Source organism: Stutzerimonas stutzeri, from assembly GCF_000952685.1.
Classification (GTDB): domain Bacteria; phylum Pseudomonadota; class Gammaproteobacteria; order Pseudomonadales; family Pseudomonadaceae; genus Stutzerimonas; species Stutzerimonas stutzeri_E.
Map to the genome: position 1 here is coordinate 205,240 of NZ_JYHV01000037.1, position 17,324 is coordinate 222,563.

12 protein-coding genes are annotated in these 17,324 nt (G+C 63.2%); 7 read left to right on the plus strand and 5 right to left on the minus strand.

Features of this window, described 5'->3' with window-relative positions:
- Positions 1–58: 58 nt before the first annotated feature.
- A complete protein-coding gene (locus UF78_RS19625; RefSeq protein WP_045163896.1) occupies positions 59–553 on the plus strand; it encodes a sterol desaturase family protein in 495 nt (164 codons plus the stop codon).
- Positions 554–594: 41 nt separating this feature from the next.
- On the opposite strand, the gene crtB is transcribed toward UF78_RS19625, so the two are convergent.
- Genes crtB through fni form a run of 5 tightly spaced genes read right to left on the minus strand, consistent with a single transcriptional unit; the run spans position 595 to position 6,573 of the window.
- On the minus strand, positions 595–1,521 hold the full coding sequence (gene crtB / locus UF78_RS19630; RefSeq protein WP_045163897.1) for a 15-cis-phytoene synthase CrtB: 927 nt from the start codon (positions 1,519–1,521) through the stop codon (positions 595–597).
- Entirely contained in the window at positions 1,518–3,038 is a 1,521-nt protein-coding gene (locus UF78_RS19635) for a phytoene desaturase (protein WP_045163898.1), read from the minus strand. Before UF78_RS19635 ends, crtB begins: the two co-directional genes overlap by 4 nt.
- On the minus strand, positions 3,035–4,198 hold the full coding sequence (gene crtY, locus UF78_RS19640; protein WP_045163899.1) for a lycopene beta-cyclase CrtY: 1,164 nt from the start codon (positions 4,196–4,198) through the stop codon (positions 3,035–3,037). Before crtY ends, UF78_RS19635 begins: the two co-directional genes overlap by 4 nt.
- Positions 4,191–5,480 (minus strand): glycosyltransferase, encoded by a 1,290-nt coding sequence (locus UF78_RS19645; RefSeq protein ID WP_045163900.1) that lies wholly within the window; start codon positions 5,478–5,480, stop codon positions 4,191–4,193. The genes crtY and UF78_RS19645 overlap by 8 nt, the downstream gene beginning before the upstream one ends.
- A gap of 43 nt (positions 5,481–5,523) precedes the next feature.
- A complete protein-coding gene (fni, locus tag UF78_RS19650; protein ID WP_045163901.1) occupies positions 5,524–6,573 on the minus strand; it encodes a type 2 isopentenyl-diphosphate Delta-isomerase in 1,050 nt (349 codons plus the stop codon).
- Between the two features lie 124 nt (positions 6,574–6,697).
- On the opposite strand from fni, the gene UF78_RS19655 reads away from it, so the two are divergent.
- From UF78_RS19655 to UF78_RS19680, 6 genes are all read left to right on the plus strand, one after another.
- Positions 6,698–7,600 carry a polyprenyl synthetase family protein gene (locus UF78_RS19655; protein ID WP_052679347.1) on the plus strand — a complete coding sequence of 301 codons (903 nt, stop codon included), beginning with the start codon at positions 6,698–6,700 and terminating at the stop codon, positions 7,598–7,600.
- A gap of 118 nt (positions 7,601–7,718) precedes the next feature.
- Entirely contained in the window at positions 7,719–9,521 is a 1,803-nt protein-coding gene (locus UF78_RS19660) for an acyl-CoA dehydrogenase (RefSeq protein ID WP_045163902.1), read from the plus strand.
- Between the two features lie 200 nt (positions 9,522–9,721).
- Positions 9,722–11,467, plus strand: a complete 1,746-nt coding sequence (locus UF78_RS19665) for a potassium/proton antiporter (protein WP_045163903.1) — start codon at positions 9,722–9,724, stop codon at positions 11,465–11,467.
- Positions 11,468–11,577: 110 nt separating this feature from the next.
- Positions 11,578–14,892, plus strand: a complete 3,315-nt coding sequence (gene mscK, locus UF78_RS19670) for a mechanosensitive channel MscK (RefSeq protein WP_045163904.1) — start codon at positions 11,578–11,580, stop codon at positions 14,890–14,892.
- A gap of 80 nt (positions 14,893–14,972) precedes the next feature.
- A complete protein-coding gene (gene selO, locus UF78_RS19675; protein WP_045163905.1) occupies positions 14,973–16,433 on the plus strand; it encodes a protein adenylyltransferase SelO in 1,461 nt (486 codons plus the stop codon).
- Positions 16,434–16,713: 280 nt separating this feature from the next.
- Positions 16,714–17,232, plus strand: a complete 519-nt coding sequence (locus tag UF78_RS19680) for an Hcp family type VI secretion system effector (protein ID WP_021206448.1) — start codon at positions 16,714–16,716, stop codon at positions 17,230–17,232.
- The last annotated feature ends 92 nt before the right edge of the window (positions 17,233–17,324 follow it).

Below are 17,324 nucleotides of genomic sequence, written 5' to 3' on the forward strand. Positions count from 1 at the left end.
TCGACGCGCGCGATGCGACGCGTAGACTGGTGCGACCTGCCGAAGCAACGGATCGAAAATGACCGTACTGACCAACTCCCTGGTATTTCTTGCCACGCTGGTCGGCATGGAGTTGTTCGCCTGGTGGGCGCATAAGTACGTAATGCATGGCTGGGGCTGGGGCTGGCACAAGTCCCACCACGAGCCACGCAACGGCTGGTTTGAGAAAAACGACCTATATGCGATGGTGTTCGCCGGCGTGGCGATCCTGCTGATCGCCCTGGGCACTGCCGGTTACCACCCGCTGGAATGGATCGGTGCCGGCATGACGGGCTACGGCTTCCTCTACTTCGTCGCCCATGACGGTCTGGTGCACCACCGCTGGCCACTGCGCTACGTGCCGCGCAACGGCTATCTCAAGCGCCTCTACCAGGCCCACCGTCTGCACCATGCGGTCGAAGGCAAGGAGCGCTGCGTGTCATTCGGCTTTCTTTATGCGCCGCCATTGCCGGTGCTCAAACAACAGCTGCGCGAGCTGCACGATGGCCCGTTGCGCAAGACCAGCGACCGTTGAATCACTAGCGAGACGAGAAGCTGCTACCTGACGTGGGCTATTTAGCGCGGACGCGTCCATAGCGAATCGGGACGCGGCGTGATCTGCATCCGCCGCGACGCGAGCGCCAGCACCCCGCCGCCCAGCAGGAATTGCAGTTTCTGCGCCTTGCTGGTCGATACGCGTGTGTCCCAGGCCGCCGCGCCCCGCGCCTTCACTTCGACGCCGATCCGCCGGTAGACGCCATGGGCGGTGGCGATCGACCAGGCCGAGCGTAGCGGCAGGTCGCGAAGCCCCTGGGACGCCGACAGGTAGTAGGGTTCGGCCAGGTCCACCAGCCGCGCCGCCAACGCCGCTAATGCCGCGCGATGGGCCGGCAGCGCGACCTCGTCTTCGGGAATGCCGGCTTCGGCCAACCAATCGGCCGGCAAATAGACGCGCCCGATCTGGGCGTCCTCGACGATATCCCGCGCAATATTGGTCAGCTGAAAGGCCAGGCCCAGATCACAGGCGCGGTCCAGGGTCGGCTCCGCTTCTGCACCCATCACCCGCGCCATCATCAGGCCCACCACGCCGGCGACGCGATAGCAGTAGAGCAGCGTGTCGTCGAGTGTCTGGTAACGGTAGTCCTGCACGTCCATGCGAAAACCGGCCAGATGCTCCAGCGGATGCTCCCGAGGGATCCGGTGACGCTGAATCACCTGCTGGAAGGCGGCGAAGGCCGGATCGCTCATCGGCTCGCCGGCATAGGCGCGTTCCGTGAGGTCCACCAGCTCGGCCAGGCGCGCTTCGCCGGTGGAGCGATCACCCTCGACCTGGCCATGACCCAGCGTCTGACCGTCGATCACATCATCGCAATGACGGCACCAGGCGTAGAGCATCACGGCGCTCTGGCGAGTGCGCTCGTCGAACAGCTTCGCCGCCGCAGCGAAGCTCTTGGAGCCCACGTTCATAGCCTGGGTCGAGTGATCGATTACCCGGTCGTTCATCCGCCCTGCCCCCTTGATATGAAATCCTCCAGCATCAACCCCGCGGTGGCCTTGGCCGACCCGACCACACCCGGCACGCCCGCGCCCGGATGGGTGCCGGCGCCGACGATATAGAGATTGGGAATCACGTCATCGCGGTTGTGCGGGCGGAACCAGGCACTCTGGGTGAGGATCGGCTCCAGCGAAAACGCCGAGCCGAGATGGGCGTTGAGCTCATCGCGAAAATCATGCGGCGTGAAGATGCGATGAGTGACCAGATCCCCACGCAGGCCCGGCATGTAGTGCCGCTCGAGATACTCGAAAATGCGGTCGCGATATTTCGGCCCCTCCACTGCCCAGTCGATATCCGCCGTGCCCAGGTGCGGCACCGGTGCCAGCACGTAATGACTGGCGCAGCCCTCCGGCGCCAGCGACGAGTCGGTGACGCAGGGTGCATGCAGGTAGAGGGAGAAGTCGTCAGCCAGCGTCTCACGCTTGAAGATCTCGTCGATCAACTCGCGATAGCGCGGGCCGAAGCACACCGTGTGATGCTGCAGGTGCTCATGACGGCGTTTGAGACCGAAATGGATGACGAACAGGGACATCGAGAAACGCTTGCCGGAGAGCCGTTTGGCCTCGTCGCGACCACGCTCCTCATGCCCGAGCAGCTGCTTGTAGGTGTTAACCACATCCGCGTTGGAAGCCACCGCATCGGTGTCGAAGCGGCGACCGTCACCCGTGATCACGGCCTTCGCGCGTCCAGCCTCCAGCTCGATCCGCGCGACCTCGGCGTTCAGCTCCAGCCTGCCGCCCAGATCTTCGAACAGCCGGACCATACCCTGCACCAGCGCCCCGGTGCCGCCGCGGGGAAACCAGACACCGCCCTGGCGCTCCAGGGCATGGATCAGCGCGTAGATGGACGAGGTCTCGAACGGATTGCCGCCGACCAGCAGCGAGTGAAAGGAGAGCGCCTGGCGCAGCCGGTCGTTCTCCACGAATTTGGCCACCATGCTGTACACGTTGCGCCAGGCCTGCAGCTTGGCCAGCTGCGGGGCGACGCCGATCATGCTGCGAAACGACAGGAAGGGCACGGTGCCGAGCTTGACGTAGCCCTCCTCGTACACCGCCCGCGAATAGGCGAGAAAGCGCTGATAGCCGGCCACGTCACGAGGGTTGAGCGCGTGGATCTGCCGGTCCAGCTGGGCCTGGTCGTTGACGTAGTCGAAGCTGTAGCCGTCCTCCCAGCACAGCCGGTAGAAGGGGCTGACCGGCAGCAGCTCGACATAGTCGGCCATGCGCTTGCCGGCGCCGCTGAAGAGTTCTTCCAATGCCGGCGGATCGGTAATCACCGTCGGCCCGGCATCGAAGGTGAAGCCTTGGTCGTGATAGACGTAGGCACGGCCGCCCGGCTTGTCACGTTTTTCCAGCAAGGTGGTCTGTACGCCGCTACGTTGCAAACGAATCGCCAGCGCCAGCCCGCCGAAACCGGCGCCGATCACCACGGCCCGTTTGAACATCCCGTCTGCTGGCTCGCTCATCGTTTGTCCTTGTGCAGATTGCCGGCTGCCAGCGCCCGAAGCGCCTCGCCCACCGGCACGGGAGGCTTACCCGAGACGATGCGCAAGCGATCCCAGGTGGTCAGGTTGGCCGCGTAGAAACGCTGGATCAGTGGCTCGCGCAGGCAGTAGAAGCGCTGCATCACCGCCCAGCGGCAATCCGCCGGGCCGGCCATGAACAGCATGCGGTTGAGCAAACGGAAGAATCCTCGCTGGCGCCACTGCGTCAGCGAATAGGCGCGAATGGAAGCGAACAGCCCGCCGGCGTCCCAGCGATCCAGCGCGATCAAGTGATCGGCCAGGCGTACCGCGTCCGGCAGCGAATAGCCTGTGGTGGGGTGAAACAGCGCGGCGGCGAGGCCCGTCTGTGGCACTCCGCACGCCTCGTCCCAGAACGCCGGCAGATCACCGGACAGGATGATCGGCAGCACGCCCTGCTCTTCCCGCAGCACCTCGGCGATGACCCAGCCACGCTCGCTGGCGTAACCGGCTATGTTGGCGCGCAGCGTGTCGAGGGCCACCGCGTCGCCGTCGGCGTAATAGGTGTCCTCGATCAGCAGGGTATCGACGCTCAGCGGCAGCACGTAGACGAAGCGATAGCCGTCCCGCTGGGCGACGCTGGCATCCATGATGATTGGCTGGGCCAAACCATGCGGCCGTTGCAGCCGTACTTCTTGGCCGAGAAATTTCTGAAAGCCCAGGGCCAGCTGCTTGGTTTGCCGCACGCCGCGACCGTCGATCACCGCAGCGGCGTTCAGCACCTCGCCCGAGGCGAGGCGCACCTGTCGGGCGTCAACCTGGCTGACCGATGCGCTCAGCCGTACCTCATCCGCCAGCTCAGCCATCAGGTGCTGGTGAAACCGAAGGGAAACGATGCTGGCGTAGCCGCTCTCGAGCCGTCGCCTGAGACCGGGGAATATCACCTCGTAGCCCGGCCAGCGGTACGTCACCAGCGGTTCCAGCCAGGTTCGCTGCGCAGGCGTGAGGTCATGCTCATGAAACGACCAGATGTGGTTGCCGCCAAGGGTATCGGCTTGCTCCAGCACCAGCAGGCGCAGATCGGGGCGTTGCTGGCGCAGGCGCAGCGCCAACAGGCCGTTGGCCAGGCCGCCGCCGACGAGAATCAGGTCCGCATCATCCATGTTCGGCTCCCGGTGCGGCATGCGCTCTGCCCTTTAACGTCTGCTCGATCAGCTGCGCCGCCCGAGACGCGCCGCCCGCCGCACGCACCTCCTCACCCAGCACACGCGCGCGCTGGGCAAAGCCGGGCTCGCGGAGCAACCGGCGCAGCGCATGCACCATGCGTCGTCGGCTGGCCAGGCGAGGATCGAGCTTCAGTCCTGCGCCCGCATGCACTACCCGCGCGGCGACGCCCGGTTGATCGAAGGCGATCGGAAGCGCCAGGCTCGGCACGCCCGCCTCCAGCGCATCGAGCACAGTGTTCAAACCGGCATGGGTAATCAGCGCATCGGCCCGCGCAAGCACCGCCCGCTGCGGGGCGAAATCGGTGACCCAGGCGGCCCCGGCCTTGAGCAGGCGCTGCTCCTGGCGTGTATCAAGCCGGCCGCAATGAGCGATCAGCAGTTGCAGGTCGAGCTCTCGACAGGCCGCGGCGATGCGTTCGAACAGTCCGAAGCGATCGCCCTGCAGGGTGCCCAGCGAGGCGAACACGAACGGCCGGTCGGTAGCGACCGGCAGCTCCAGCACGGGCTCATTGGTCAGCGCCGGACGCAGCGGGCCGACAGCGTGAAAATGCGCGGGCAGCCTGGCACGCGGAAAGTCGAAGCCCGTTGTCGTCTGGCTCAGTTGCAGCAGTGGCGACAGGCACTCATCAAGGCGCTGACGAGGCGGCAGACCGAACGCTGCGGCGTGACGCGCAATGACCTCGGCGTGCGCTTTCATCGCGCGGTCGTAGACCTTGCTGCTGTGCAGGTTCAACTGCTCGCCCCAGGGTGTGGGCTGGTAGCGCCAGGGCATCACGGGCAGCGGCACCAGCGCCTCGCGGTTGACCGGTAACGCACAGGCCACCGACACGAAAGGCAAACCGAGGTGCTCGGCCAGCAGTCCGCCTGCGGGCTCCATCTGGTCGACAATCAGCGCCTCGACACCGATGGAACGCAGCAGCGGCGGTGCGTCGCGGCAGAACATTTCGGTGGCGGCAGCCATGTCCGCGATGACCCGGCGGATGCCCCATGGCCCGCCCGGACGCGCCGCGCGGTCGATGACCGCTTTGAGCGAACCGGGCGGATGCGAGCATGCGCCGGTCTGAGCGAATCCCAGGGCTGGATTGCGCAATGCCGCGGCAAGGTCCGCTTGCTGCACGAAAGTAACCCGATGACCTCGGTCGAGCAGCTCAGACGCGATCGCCTCCAAGGCTCGCAGATGACTCAGGAACGGCGGCGAAATCACCGCGAAATGCGTCATCGACGGGCACCTTTCCTGTCCGGACCACGGCGCAGCGGTGGCATCAGAAACCGCTCGGATCGAAGGCCGGTAGCAGCGGCGCTCGTGCCAGCGCTGCAAGGTCGGCCGAACCCGTGCAAAAGCAGGCAATGCGAAGTTGCTGAATCAACACCTGGAAATGATCGACGACCGCGTGTGGCCCGATCAACGCCGCGTCCAGCACGCCCGCGGCCTGACCGACCAAATCGGCACCGAGGCGGATCGCCTTGGCCGCATCGACGCCGTCGCGAATGCCACCCGATGCGATCAAGCGCGCCTCCGGGCACGCGCGGCGCACCCCAGCGATCGCCTGCACGCTGGGGATGCCCCATCCGGCGAACGCCTGAGCAATGGCGCGCTGCTTCGGGTCGAGAATGCGCTCGGCTTCGACCGCGGCCCAGCTAGTGCCACCAGCCCCGGCAACGTCAATGACCGCAACCCCGGCATCCAACAGCCGCTGCGCAACCCTGGGCGAGATCCCCGCGCCGACCTCCTTGGCTACCAGCGGTACCGGCAGGCGTGCCGCCAGGGCTTCGATCGCTTGCAGCACGCCGCGCCAGTCACGGTCACCGCCCATCTGCACGGCTTCCTGCAACGGATTGAAGTGAATGATCAGGGCGTCGGCCTGGATCATGTCGACCGCCCTCTGTGCCTGGTCCAGGCCGTAGCCGGCCACCAGCTGCGCGGCGCCGAAATTAGCCAGCAGCGGGATATTCGGGGCCAGCTGGCGTAACTGTCGGGTCAGCCCCTGATCGGCGCCGGTTTCCAGTGCGATGCGCTGCGAGCCGACGCCAAGCGCGATGCCTAGCGTCTCGGCGGCTTCGGCCAGGTTGCGGTTGATCTGCGTGGCCCGGGCCGCACCGCCAGTCATCGAACTGATCAGCAGCGGCGCCGCAAGGGACCGGCCAAACAGTTCGGTACGGATGTCGATATCGTCCAAATGCAATTCCGGCAAGGCGCAATGCTCGAATGTCAACGCGGCATAGCCGGCGTTCACCACGGCACCGCCGCGACTGGGGCCCAGCACGATATCCAGGTGATCGTTTTTACGTCCGGCAATCATTTCGTTATCCATGCAGCGCCTCGCTCGATGACCTTATGTTGACGACTGTGGTCATTAAAAAGTGCCGAACCTGTACATATCGAAAATAATGTACAAGATTTGCCTCGCTATTGAGAGCCCGAACAGGAGATCACCTGTGGCCATTGTCTTGCCGAACACGCAACACGACTTCGACCAGACGGTTAGAGCGTTACGTGCGCAAATTGACGAAAGGCTGGATGAATGGTTGCCGCAGGCGCCGTCGTCGGACGTGCTCGGCACCGCCATGCGAGAAGGAACCCTCGCCCCCGGCAAGCGGACCCGGCCACTGCTTCTGCTGCTGGCACTCAAGGATCTGCAGGACGAGCCAGCCGTGGCCGTCGGGCTCGATCTTGCGTGCGCGCTGGAAATGGTCCACGCCGCGTCGCTGTTCTTGGATGACATGCCATGCATGGACAACGCCGAGCTACGACGCGGCAGACCGACGATCCATCGGCAGTATGGCGAGGATGCCGCCGTTCTGGGCTCAGTGGCGCTGCTCAGCCACGCCTTCAGCATAGTCGCCTCACCCGGAGACATCGCTGCGGATACCCGCAGCCAGCTGGTGCGGCTGCTCGCCCAAGCGACTGGCTCGCAGGGTCTGAGTCGTGGTCAGTTCCATGACCTGCGCGAGGGAAGACAGGCACGACCGCTCGAGGCCATCGCCCATACCAATCGCCTGAAAACGTGCCCTCTATTTACCGCGGCAGTCGAGTTCGCCGCGCTGCTAGCCGGAGCTAGCGCTACTCGCACCTTTCACCTCAACGGTTTCGCCAACGAACTGGGGCAGGCCTTCCAGTTGCTCGATGATCTAGCCGATCAGCTTAGCCCCCAGCAGATCGGCAAGGACGCCGGCAAGGATGCCGGCAAGAGCACCGTCGTTGCCCTGCTGGGTCGAGATGCGGCTAGCCAACGCATCGAAGACCATCTGGCATGCGCCGAAAACCACTTGATCGCCGCCGGCATCGGTGACGGTCATTTGGCCCGGTTTATCGAGTACTTCTGCGCAAGGCCACGGTGAACCGGGCCTGACAAGCACCACTAGGCATTTGTGTGTCGCTTTATCACTCGAATGTATGGTGCTAGGCATTCATCTCGACGCCTCCTTAGACTCGGCCGCATAAAACGGAGGAATTTTCATGTCCGAGACGCTGCTTTGCCCACGCAACCTGGCCTTCGAACTCTATGAAGTGCTCGATGCCGAGGCCCTGACCCAGCGCGAGCGCTTCGCCGACCACAACCGCGAAACCTTCAACGCCGCGCTGGACACCGCCCGCAGCATCGCCGAGAACCTCTTCGCTCCCCACAACCGCAAGGCCGACGAGAACGAGCCGATCTACAAGGACGGCGAAGCCGTGCTGATTCCGGAGGTAAAGCCCGCCGTCGATGCGTTCATTGAAGCCGGCTTTCACAACGCCTCGCGCAGCTTCGACGATGGCGGCATGCAGTTGCCCAATCTGCTCTCACGGGCCTGTTTCGCGCATTTCCAGTCGGCCAATATCGGCACCTCCTCGTACCCGATGCTGACGATGGGCGCCTCACACCTGATCGAAGTGTTCGGCAGTGAGGAGCAGAAGCAACGCTTTCTGCAACCGATGATCGAGGGCCGCTTCTTCGGCACCATGGCGCTGACCGAACCCCATGCCGGTTCATCCCTGTCCGACCTGCGTACCCGCGCCGAGCCGGCCGGCGACGGCACCTATCGCCTGAAGGGCAACAAGATTTTCATATCCGGTGGCGATCATCCGCTGTCGGAAAACATCGTGCACATGGTGCTGGCCAAGCTGCCGGACGCCCCACCTGGCGTGAAGGGCATCAGCCTGTTCATCGTGCCGAAATTCCTGGTGAACGATGACGGCTCGCTGGGCGACCGAAACGATGTGATCCTGGCTGGGCTGTTCCACAAGATGGGCTGGCGTGGCACCACCTCCACCGCGCTCAACTTCGGCGACAACGGCAACTGTGTCGGCTACCTGGTAGGCGAGCCGCACAAGGGCCTGTCGTACATGTTCCAGATGATGAACGATGCGCGCATCGGCGTCGGCATGGGCGCGATCATGCTCGGCTACGCCGGTTACCTGTATTCGCTGAACTATGCCCGCGAACGTCCGCAGGGGCGTCTGCCGGACGGCAAGAATCCAGCTTCGGTGCAGGTACCGATCATCCAGCACACCGATATCAAGCGCATGCTGCTGACGCAGAAAGCCTACGTCGAAGGCGCCTTCGATCTGGGCCTGTATGCCGCGCGCCTGGTCGACGAGCAGCAGACCGCGCAGACCGAGGAAGAACGCATCAGCGCCCATGAGCTACTGGACCTGCTTACGCCGATCGTCAAGTCCTGGCCCTCCGAGTTCTGCCTCAAGGCCAACGAGCTGGCGATTCAGATCCTCGGCGGCCATGGCTATACCCGCGAATACCCGGTCGAGCAGTATTACCGAGACAACCGACTGAATCCCATTCACGAGGGCACCCACGGCATCCAGTCGCTCGATCTGCTGGCGCGCAAGCTGAGCCAGAACGGCGGCGCCGGCCTGCGTCAGTTGGTCGGCCTGATCCAGGGCACTTGCAAACGCGCCGCAGCGTTCAGTTCTCTGGATGCGCTGCGCCAGCCACTGGAGCAATTGATTGCGCGCCTGACGGAGGTGACCCAGACGCTGCTGGGTGATCTGATGACCGGCAAGGTCAATCTCGCATTGGCCAACTCGGCGCTGTACCTCAAGGTGTTCGGCCATGCGGTGATCGGCTGGCGCTGGCTTGAACAGGCGATCCACGCCGAGCAAGGACTGGCGGGCGGCAACGAGGCCGACACGGACTTCTACCGCGGCAAGCTGCAGGCGGCACGCTACTTTTTGACTTGGGAAGTGCCGAGCTGCCACCACGAACTGGCAATTCTCGCCAGCCGCGACGATACCTGCCTGAGCATGCAGGACAGCTGGTTCTAACCTCCGCGCACGGCGCGCCCCGACCTCGGGTGCGTGCCGTGCGGCCTAGCGCAACCTAAGGTCCTCAACTGGGTTCCGTGTCCGCCTATTGCGCCCATCGCGCCTTAGGCCTTTTTTGACAGCTCGCCAAATCAGCAGGTTAGAATCGCTGGCATGCGCCCTGCATGTTCGCCAGCGGCACTAACCCACGGAGAGCGCGCTTGGATATCGGCAACATCAACCAACTGTTTTTTGTCGGTGCCCTGTTGGTTGCGGCGAGCATCCTGATGAGCTCCCTATCGACACGCCTCGGCGTGCCGATTCTGGTGATTTTCCTTGCGGTGGGCATGCTCGCCGGGGTCGACGGCATCGGCGGGATCGTCTTCGACGATTATTCGCTGGCCTTTCTGATCAGCAACCTGGCCCTGGCGATCATCCTGCTCGACGGCGGCATGCGTACCCGCGCCGCGACCTTCCGCGTAGCCCTGTGGCCGGCCTTTTCATTGGCCACTGCCGGGGTGGTGATCACCTCGGGGCTGACCGGCCTGGCGGCCGCCTGGCTGTTCGACCTGCCGCTGATGCAAGGGCTGCTGATCGGCGCCATCGTCGGCTCGACGGATGCGGCCGTGGTGTTCAACCTGCTCAACGGTCGCGGGCTCAACGAGCGCGTCGGCTCGACGTTGGAAATCGAGTCGGGCAGCAACGACCCCATGGCCATGTTCCTCACCGTCGCCCTGATCGACATGCTCGCGTCTGGTCAGACCGGCTTCGGCTGGAGCTTTTTCGTCAACCTGCTGCAACAATTCGGCATCGGCACCCTGCTTGGCCTGTCTGGAGGCTGGTTGCTGTTACATCTGATCAATCGGCTGTCAGTGGCGGATGGGCTCTATCCGCTGCTGGCGGTGGCCGGCGGCATCATGATCTATGCGCTGTCCGGCGCCATTGGCGGCAGCGGCATTCTCGCGGTCTACGTCTGCGGCCTGCTACTGGGCAACCGGCCCATTCGCAACCGTCACGGCATTCTGCACATGTTCGACGGCCTGGCCTGGCTGAGCCAGATCGGCATGTTCCTGGTGCTCGGCCTGCTGCTGACTCCCAGTAATTTGCTGCCGATCGCCCTGCCGGCGCTCGCGCTGTCGCTGTGGATGATCCTGTTCGCCCGCCCGCTTGCGGTGTTCATCGGCTTGCTGCCGTTTCGCAGTTTCCACCTGCGCGAGCGCCTGTTCATTTCCTGGATAGGCCTGCGCGGTGCAGTACCGGTGATCCTCGCGGTATTTCCGTTGATGGCGGGTCTGGAGAATGCCCAGCTGTTCTTCAACGTCGCCTTCTTCATCGTGCTGGTCTCGCTGCTGCTGCAAGGTACGACGCTGACCTGGGCGGCGAAGAAGGCCAAAGTCGAGGTCCCGCCGTCGCCTCTGCCGATTTCACGTGCGGGCTTACAGATCCACACGACCAGCCAGTGGGAAATGTTCATTTATCGGCTGACGGCCAAGAAATGGTGCGTGGGCGCCGCCCTGCGTGAACTGAAGATGCCGACCGGCACGCGCATCGCCGCGCTGTTTCGCGGCAAGGCGCTGCTGCATCCGTCCGGCAGTACCCGCCTGCAGGTTGACGACATCCTTTGCGTAATCGGCCATGAGGAAGACCTGCCGGCCCTCGGCAAGCTGTTCAGCGAAGCGCCGCAGCGCGGTCGCGACATGCGTTTCTTTGGCGATTTCATCCTTGAGAGCGAAGCCCAGATGAGCGCCCTCGCAGCCCTCTACGGATTGAAGCTGGGCGATGTGGATGGCAATCAGCAGATCGGTCAATTCATGGCCGAACGTGTCGGCGGCAAGCCCGTCGTCGGCGATCAGATCGAGTGGAATGGCCTGATCTGGACCATCGCCTCGATGGAGCATGGCGAAGTGCGCAAGGTCGGCCTGAAGTTTCCGGAGGGCAACACGCCAGGCCCCAGTTTGCACTTCTGACGAGGACGCCGAGCGATAAGCTGCGAGGTGAGACGTTCCGATCTGTGGACTCGCCTCGGCCATCGGCAGCCCTTAGACTCTGCACTCATTTCTGCCTTTCGATAGTACCCATGGCCCCCTTGCGCACCTTCATGCTGACGACACTGCTCGTCATCGCTTCGCCTTTCGCTTTCGTTCAAGCCGCCCCCGCGGTACCCGGTCTGCCCAACAACCAGGCAGCCGAAGCAGAGGCCCCGAAAGACGCCCAACCCAGCGTGAGCGAAAGTGCCCAGCGATTTACGGAGCAAGCAGAGACCGCGCGTCAGCGTTTGGCTGATCTCAAGACTGAGCTCGCCGGGGCGTCGAAGGAAATCGCCGCGGCCCAGCAGGAACTGAGCAAACTCAAAAGCAGCGATACCAGTGACATGGCGGCCAAGCTGGCCAAGCTGTCGGTCTCCGAGCTCGAGCAGCGGCTGGCCGAGCGCGTCGAGCAGATGTCAAGCTGGCAAACGGCGCTGACCGCCGCCAATAGCATGATCATCAGCGCGCAGACGCGTCCGGAACGCGCTCAGGCGGATATCAGCAAGCATCAGACACGAATCGAGGAAATCAACACGCTGCTCAAGGGCGGTCGTGAGGGTGGCAAGCCCTTGAGCGACGAGCGCCGTGCGTTGCTCGGCGCCGAGAAAACCGCACTTAACGCGCAGATCGAACTGCGCCGCAACGAACTGGCCGGCAACAGCCAGCTGCAGGACCTCGGCGTCGCGCGGCGCGACCTGCTGTCCGAGCGCATCGCGCGCGCCGAACAGGAAACCATGGCGTTACAGACGGCGATCAATAACAAGCGCCGGGAAGAGTCGGAACAAACCGTCGCCGAGTTCTCGCTGAAAGCCGAGAAGGCGGGTTCAGACAAGCTGCTTCCCGCGGAAAGCGCCGAGAATCGCCGGCTTTCGGGCTACCTGCTGCGCGCTACCGAGCGGCTCAACGACCTGACCCAACAGAACCTGCAAACCCGTCAGCAGCTCGACACGCTGAACCAGGCTGATCAAGCGCTCGAAGAACAGATCGCCGTGCTCGAGGGTAGCCTGCTGCTCTCGAAGGTGCTGTATCAGCAGCAGCAGGCGCTACCGCAGCTGAAACTGGACAAGAACCTGGCCGATGAGATCGCCGACATCCGTCTGTATCAGTTCGAGCTGAGTCAACGGCGCGAAGTCAGTGGCAACGTCGAAGACTATGTCGATCAGCAGCTCGCCAAGCTGCCGCCGAGTGAAGTCACGCCGGAGCTGCGTAGTGCATTGCTGGAGCTGTTACGCACCCGCAGCGAGTTGCTCGACCGACTCAACCATGAACTCAACGCCCTGCTCAGCGAGTCGATTACGCTGCAGTTGAACCAGCGCCAGTTGCAGACCAAAGCCCAGGCTATGCGCGAAACGCTCGACGAGCAGATGTTCTGGATCCCGAGCAACAGGCCGCTGGATCTGGACTGGTTCAAGAGCGTACCGACACTGCTGGATCGGCAGCTGCGAGCGATGCCATGGGGCTCGGTGTTCGAGGCGCTCGGCGCCGGATTGCTGGAACGGCCGCTGTTCTTCGTGCCGCTGTTGCTGGTAATCGGTTTGCTGCTCTGGCGCCGCAATGCCATCAACGCCAAGCTCGACTCGCTCAGCAACGACATCGGTCATTTTCGCAACGACAGCCAGTTGCATACGCCGTTGGCGCTGCTGCTGAACCTTCTGCTGGCGCTTCCCGGTACGCTGTTCCTGGCGCTTTGCGGCTACGTTCTGCAAATGGACGGACGCGGCCAGAACATCAGCCTAGGCGCCGCGTTCTACCAGATGGCGCAGGCCTGGCTGGTGTTCTACAGCGCCTATCGGATGCTCTCGCCGAACCGCGTGGCCGAGACTCATTTTGGCTGGTTCCGCCCACAGGTGGTCTTCCTGCGCAATGAAATTCGCCGGCTGGGCCTGGTGGTGATGGCACTGGTCGCGGTGGTGGCCATCGCGGAGCTGCAGCCGGGTGGCCTGGTCGATGATGTGATCGGAATCGTCGTGGTCCTCACCTGCTACGCACTGATGAGCTGGCGCCTGACCCGTCTGTTGCTCAAGGGCCCATCGAGCCAGAACGCGCCGCCGGTAAGGCGTTTCATCGGCTTGCTGTTCAGCATCCTGCCGCTGGCGCTGATCGTGGCGGTGGGCTTCGGCTATTACTACACGGCGCTGAAGCTGACCGGCCGACTGATCGATACCCTGTATCTGCTGCTCGCCTGGATCGTCATCGAGGCCACGCTCATTCGCGGCCTGACCGTTGCCGCCAGACGCCTGGCCTACCAGCGCGCGCTGGCCAAGCGCGAAGCCCAGGTGGAGGACGGGACGGACACCAGCGAGTCCACCGGCGAGGCCGGGCTGAATATCGAACAGGTCAACCAGCAGTCGCTGCGACTGACGCGTCTGGCCATGTTCGGCCTGTTCTTTGCGGTGCTGTATTGGGTCTGGTCCGACCTGATCAGCGTGGTGTCCTATCTGGATAACGTGGTGCTGTACGAATACACCAGCGGCAGCGGCGAGACCGCCACCACCAATGCGATCACGCTGAACAACCTACTCGGCGCGCTGCTTATCGTCGCCATCACCGTGGCGTTGGCGCGCAACCTGCCAGGTCTGCTGGAGGTTCTGGTGCTGTCGAAACTGCACCTCGCGCAAGGCAGCGCCTACGCCACCACAACATTGCTGTCTTATCTGCTGGCAGGTGTTGGCATCGTCTCCACCCTGTCGACGCTCGGGGTCAGCTGGGACAAGCTGCAGTGGCTGGTCGCCGCGCTGTCGGTGGGGCTCGGCTTCGGCATGCAGGAAATCTTCGCCAACTTCATTTCCGGCTTGATCATTCTGTTCGAGCGTCCGGTACGCATCGGCGACGTGGTGACGATCGGCAATCTGTCTGGCACGGTCAGCCGGATCCGCATTCGTGCGACGACCATCACCGATTTCGACCGCAAGGACATTATCGTCCCGAACAAGACCTTCATCACTGGCCAGCTGGTCAACTGGTCACTGAGCGACACCGTCACCCGGGTGACCATCAAGATCGGTGTCGCCTACGGATCCGATCTGGATATGGTCAAGAAGCTGCTGTACAAGGCGGCCCAGGACAACCCGCGCGTGCTCAAGGAGCCGGAACCGCTCGTGTTTTTCCTGACTTTTGGCGAGAGCACGCTGGACCACGAGTTGCGTATTCACGTGCGCGATCTCGGCGACCGCAACCCGGCCACCGACGAAATCAACCGCTTCATCGACCGCGAGTTCGCCAAGGCCGGCATCAGCATCGCCTTCCGCCAGGTCGACGTGTTCCTGAAGAATTTCGATGGCAAAGTGCTGCAGCTGGGTACCGCTCCCGGAACCCGGCAGGCTGATGACAAGCCCGCGCAGCCGCCCGCCGACAGTCCAGTCTGAGGAACGTCGTTACCGACGCGGCCTCCAAACTCAAACGCGCCCGCTCTCCGGGCGCGGCACAGTACAGCGCCGGAGCACCTGTGAAGACTCTCACCGAGCTGAATTTCGACAACCGCTTCGCTCGACTGGGCGACGTGTTCTCCACCGAAGTGACGCCGCAGCCGCTGGAAACACCGCGCCTGGTGATCGCCAGCGAAGCGGCCATGGCGCTGCTCGATCTCGATCCGGCAGTGGCTGACGATCCGTTGTTCGCCGAGCTGTTTTCCGGTCACAAACTCTGGAGCACCGCCGAACCGCGGGCGATGGTCTACTCCGGTCACCAGTTCGGCAGCTACAACCCGCGCCTGGGCGATGGTCGTGGCCTGCTGCTCGGAGAGGTGGTCAACGAGGCCGGCGAGCACTGGGATCTACACCTCAAGGGGGCGGGCAAGACGCCTTATTCGCGCATGGGCGATGGCCGTGCCGTGCTGCGTTCATCTATTCGCGAATTCCTCGCCAGTGAGCATTTGCACGCGCTGGGTATCCCGAGCTCGCGCGCGCTCTGCGTAACCGGCTCGGATACACCGGTCTATCGCGAACGCCAGGAGCGCGGCGCCATGCTGCTGCGTTTGGCCCAGAGCCACGTACGCTTTGGCAACTTCGAATTCTTCTACTACACCAAGCAGCACGACGAACTGAAGCAGCTGCTCGATCACGTCGTCGAATCCCACTTCGCCGACTGCCTCGAGCACCCCGAGCCTTACCACTCGTTCTTCCGCCAAGTGCTGGAGCGCACCGCCGAGCTGATCGCTTACTGGCAGGCCTATGGCTTCTGCCACGGAGTGATGAACACCGACAACATGTCGATCCTTGGCATCACCTTCGATTTCGGCCCCTACGCGTTCCTCGATGACTTCGATGCGCGCTTCATCTGTAACCATTCCGACGACGCCGGACGCTATTCCTACGAGAATCAGGTGCCCATCGCACACTGGAATCTGGCCGCACTGGCCCAGGCGCTGACGCCCTTTATCGCGATCGAGCAATTGCGCGCGACGATGAACCTGTTCCTGCCAATCTACGAAGCCGCCTGGCTCGACCTGATGCGCCGGCGCCTAGGCTTTCGGAGTGCCGAGGACGACGATAAGGCGCTGGTGCAGCGTCTGCTGCAACTGATGCAGGACAGCTCCATCGACTACACGAACTTCTTCCGCGAACTCGGCGATCACTCACCCGAGCAGGCCCTGGCTCGGCTACGTGAGGATTTCATCGACATCAAAGCGTTCGACGACTGGGCCGCGGGCTACCTCCAGCGCACTCAACGTGAAGGGGACGACCAGACCGTGCGGCAAGCACGCATGCATGCGGTCAACCCGAAGTACATCCTGCGCAACTATCTAGCCCAGCAGGCAATCGAGGCCGCAGAAACAGGCGATTACGGCCCGGTTCGTGAACTGCATGCCGTGCTCAGCCGCCCCTTCGACGAGCAACCCGGCATGGATCGCTACGCGGAGCGCCCGCCAGAATGGGGTAAGCATCTGGAGATCAGTTGCTCCTCCTGAGCCTTGGCCTTGCGCAAAATACTGCGCAAAGCACCGCCTGCCGAGACAGCTCTGCGGGCGTCCCAGCCCGTGGTGACTGGCCTGCCGTCTCTATGCGCCAAACCTTGCACAGAGTCGGCAGGATGTTGCCCAACTAAATGTGAAGCGCCCCGCAAGGTCAGCCGAACGCTCTCCAAGTAAAGACGCAAGCATTTGATAGATATATGTTTTATTTAGGTGGCATGCTCCTTGTAAGAATTGATCAGCCATTCCGGCATTCAACGAAGCAAGGAGAGCACCCATGCCAACACCCGCGTATCTTTCCCTCGAAGGCACCAAGCAAGGCCTGATCACTGCAGGCACTTTCACCGAGGACTCGGTCGGCAATATCTTCCAGGAAGGACACGAAGACCAGATCCTGGTGCAGGCATTCCAGCATCAGGTCATCATTCCGCGCGATCCGCAATCGGGTCAGCCCACCGGCCAGCGCGTGCACAAGCCGCTGATGATCACCAAGGTGTTCGACAAGTCGTCGCCGCTGATTTTCAACGCTCTGACCTCCGGTGAGCGTCTGAACAAATGCCGCTTGGAGTGGTACCGCACCTCGTCCACCGGCACCCAGGAACACTACTTCACCATCGAACTGGAAGATGCGGTGATCGTCGACGTGCAGTCGCGCATGCCCAACTGCCAGGATCCGAACATGTCGCACTTCACCCACCTGGAAGACGTGTACTTCACCTACCGCAAGATCGTCTGGACCCACGAAGTCTCCGGTACTTCCGGCTCCGACGACTGGCGCACCCCGATCGCCAGCTAAGGCGATCACCGCATCAATGGCTTCGGCCGGGCACGTCCCGGCTGAAGCTTTTTTGCGAAGCAGTAATAGAAATTGAAACCGCGGCGAAACAA

Bases quoted from the DNA above. Each gene is read 5' to 3' on its own strand.
- UF78_RS19635 (WP_045163898.1), bottom strand. From the start codon at position 3,038: ATGAGCGAGCCAGCAGACGGGATGTTCAAACGGGCCGTGGTGATCGGC.
- mscK (WP_045163904.1), top strand. From the start codon at position 11,578: ATGGCCCCCTTGCGCACCTTCATGCTGACGACACTGCTCGTCATCGCT.
- crtY (WP_045163899.1), bottom strand. From the start codon at position 4,198: ATGGATGATGCGGACCTGATTCTCGTCGGCGGCGGCCTGGCCAACGGC.
- UF78_RS19680 (WP_021206448.1), top strand. From the start codon at position 16,714: ATGCCAACACCCGCGTATCTTTCCCTCGAAGGCACCAAGCAAGGCCTG.
- crtB (WP_045163897.1), bottom strand. From the start codon at position 1,521: ATGAACGACCGGGTAATCGATCACTCGACCCAGGCTATGAACGTGGGC.
- fni (WP_045163901.1), bottom strand. From the start codon at position 6,573: ATGGATAACGAAATGATTGCCGGACGTAAAAACGATCACCTGGATATC.
- UF78_RS19625 (WP_045163896.1), top strand. From the start codon at position 59: ATGACCGTACTGACCAACTCCCTGGTATTTCTTGCCACGCTGGTCGGC.
- UF78_RS19660 (WP_045163902.1), top strand. From the start codon at position 7,719: ATGTCCGAGACGCTGCTTTGCCCACGCAACCTGGCCTTCGAACTCTAT.
- UF78_RS19645 (WP_045163900.1), bottom strand. From the start codon at position 5,480: ATGACGCATTTCGCGGTGATTTCGCCGCCGTTCCTGAGTCATCTGCGA.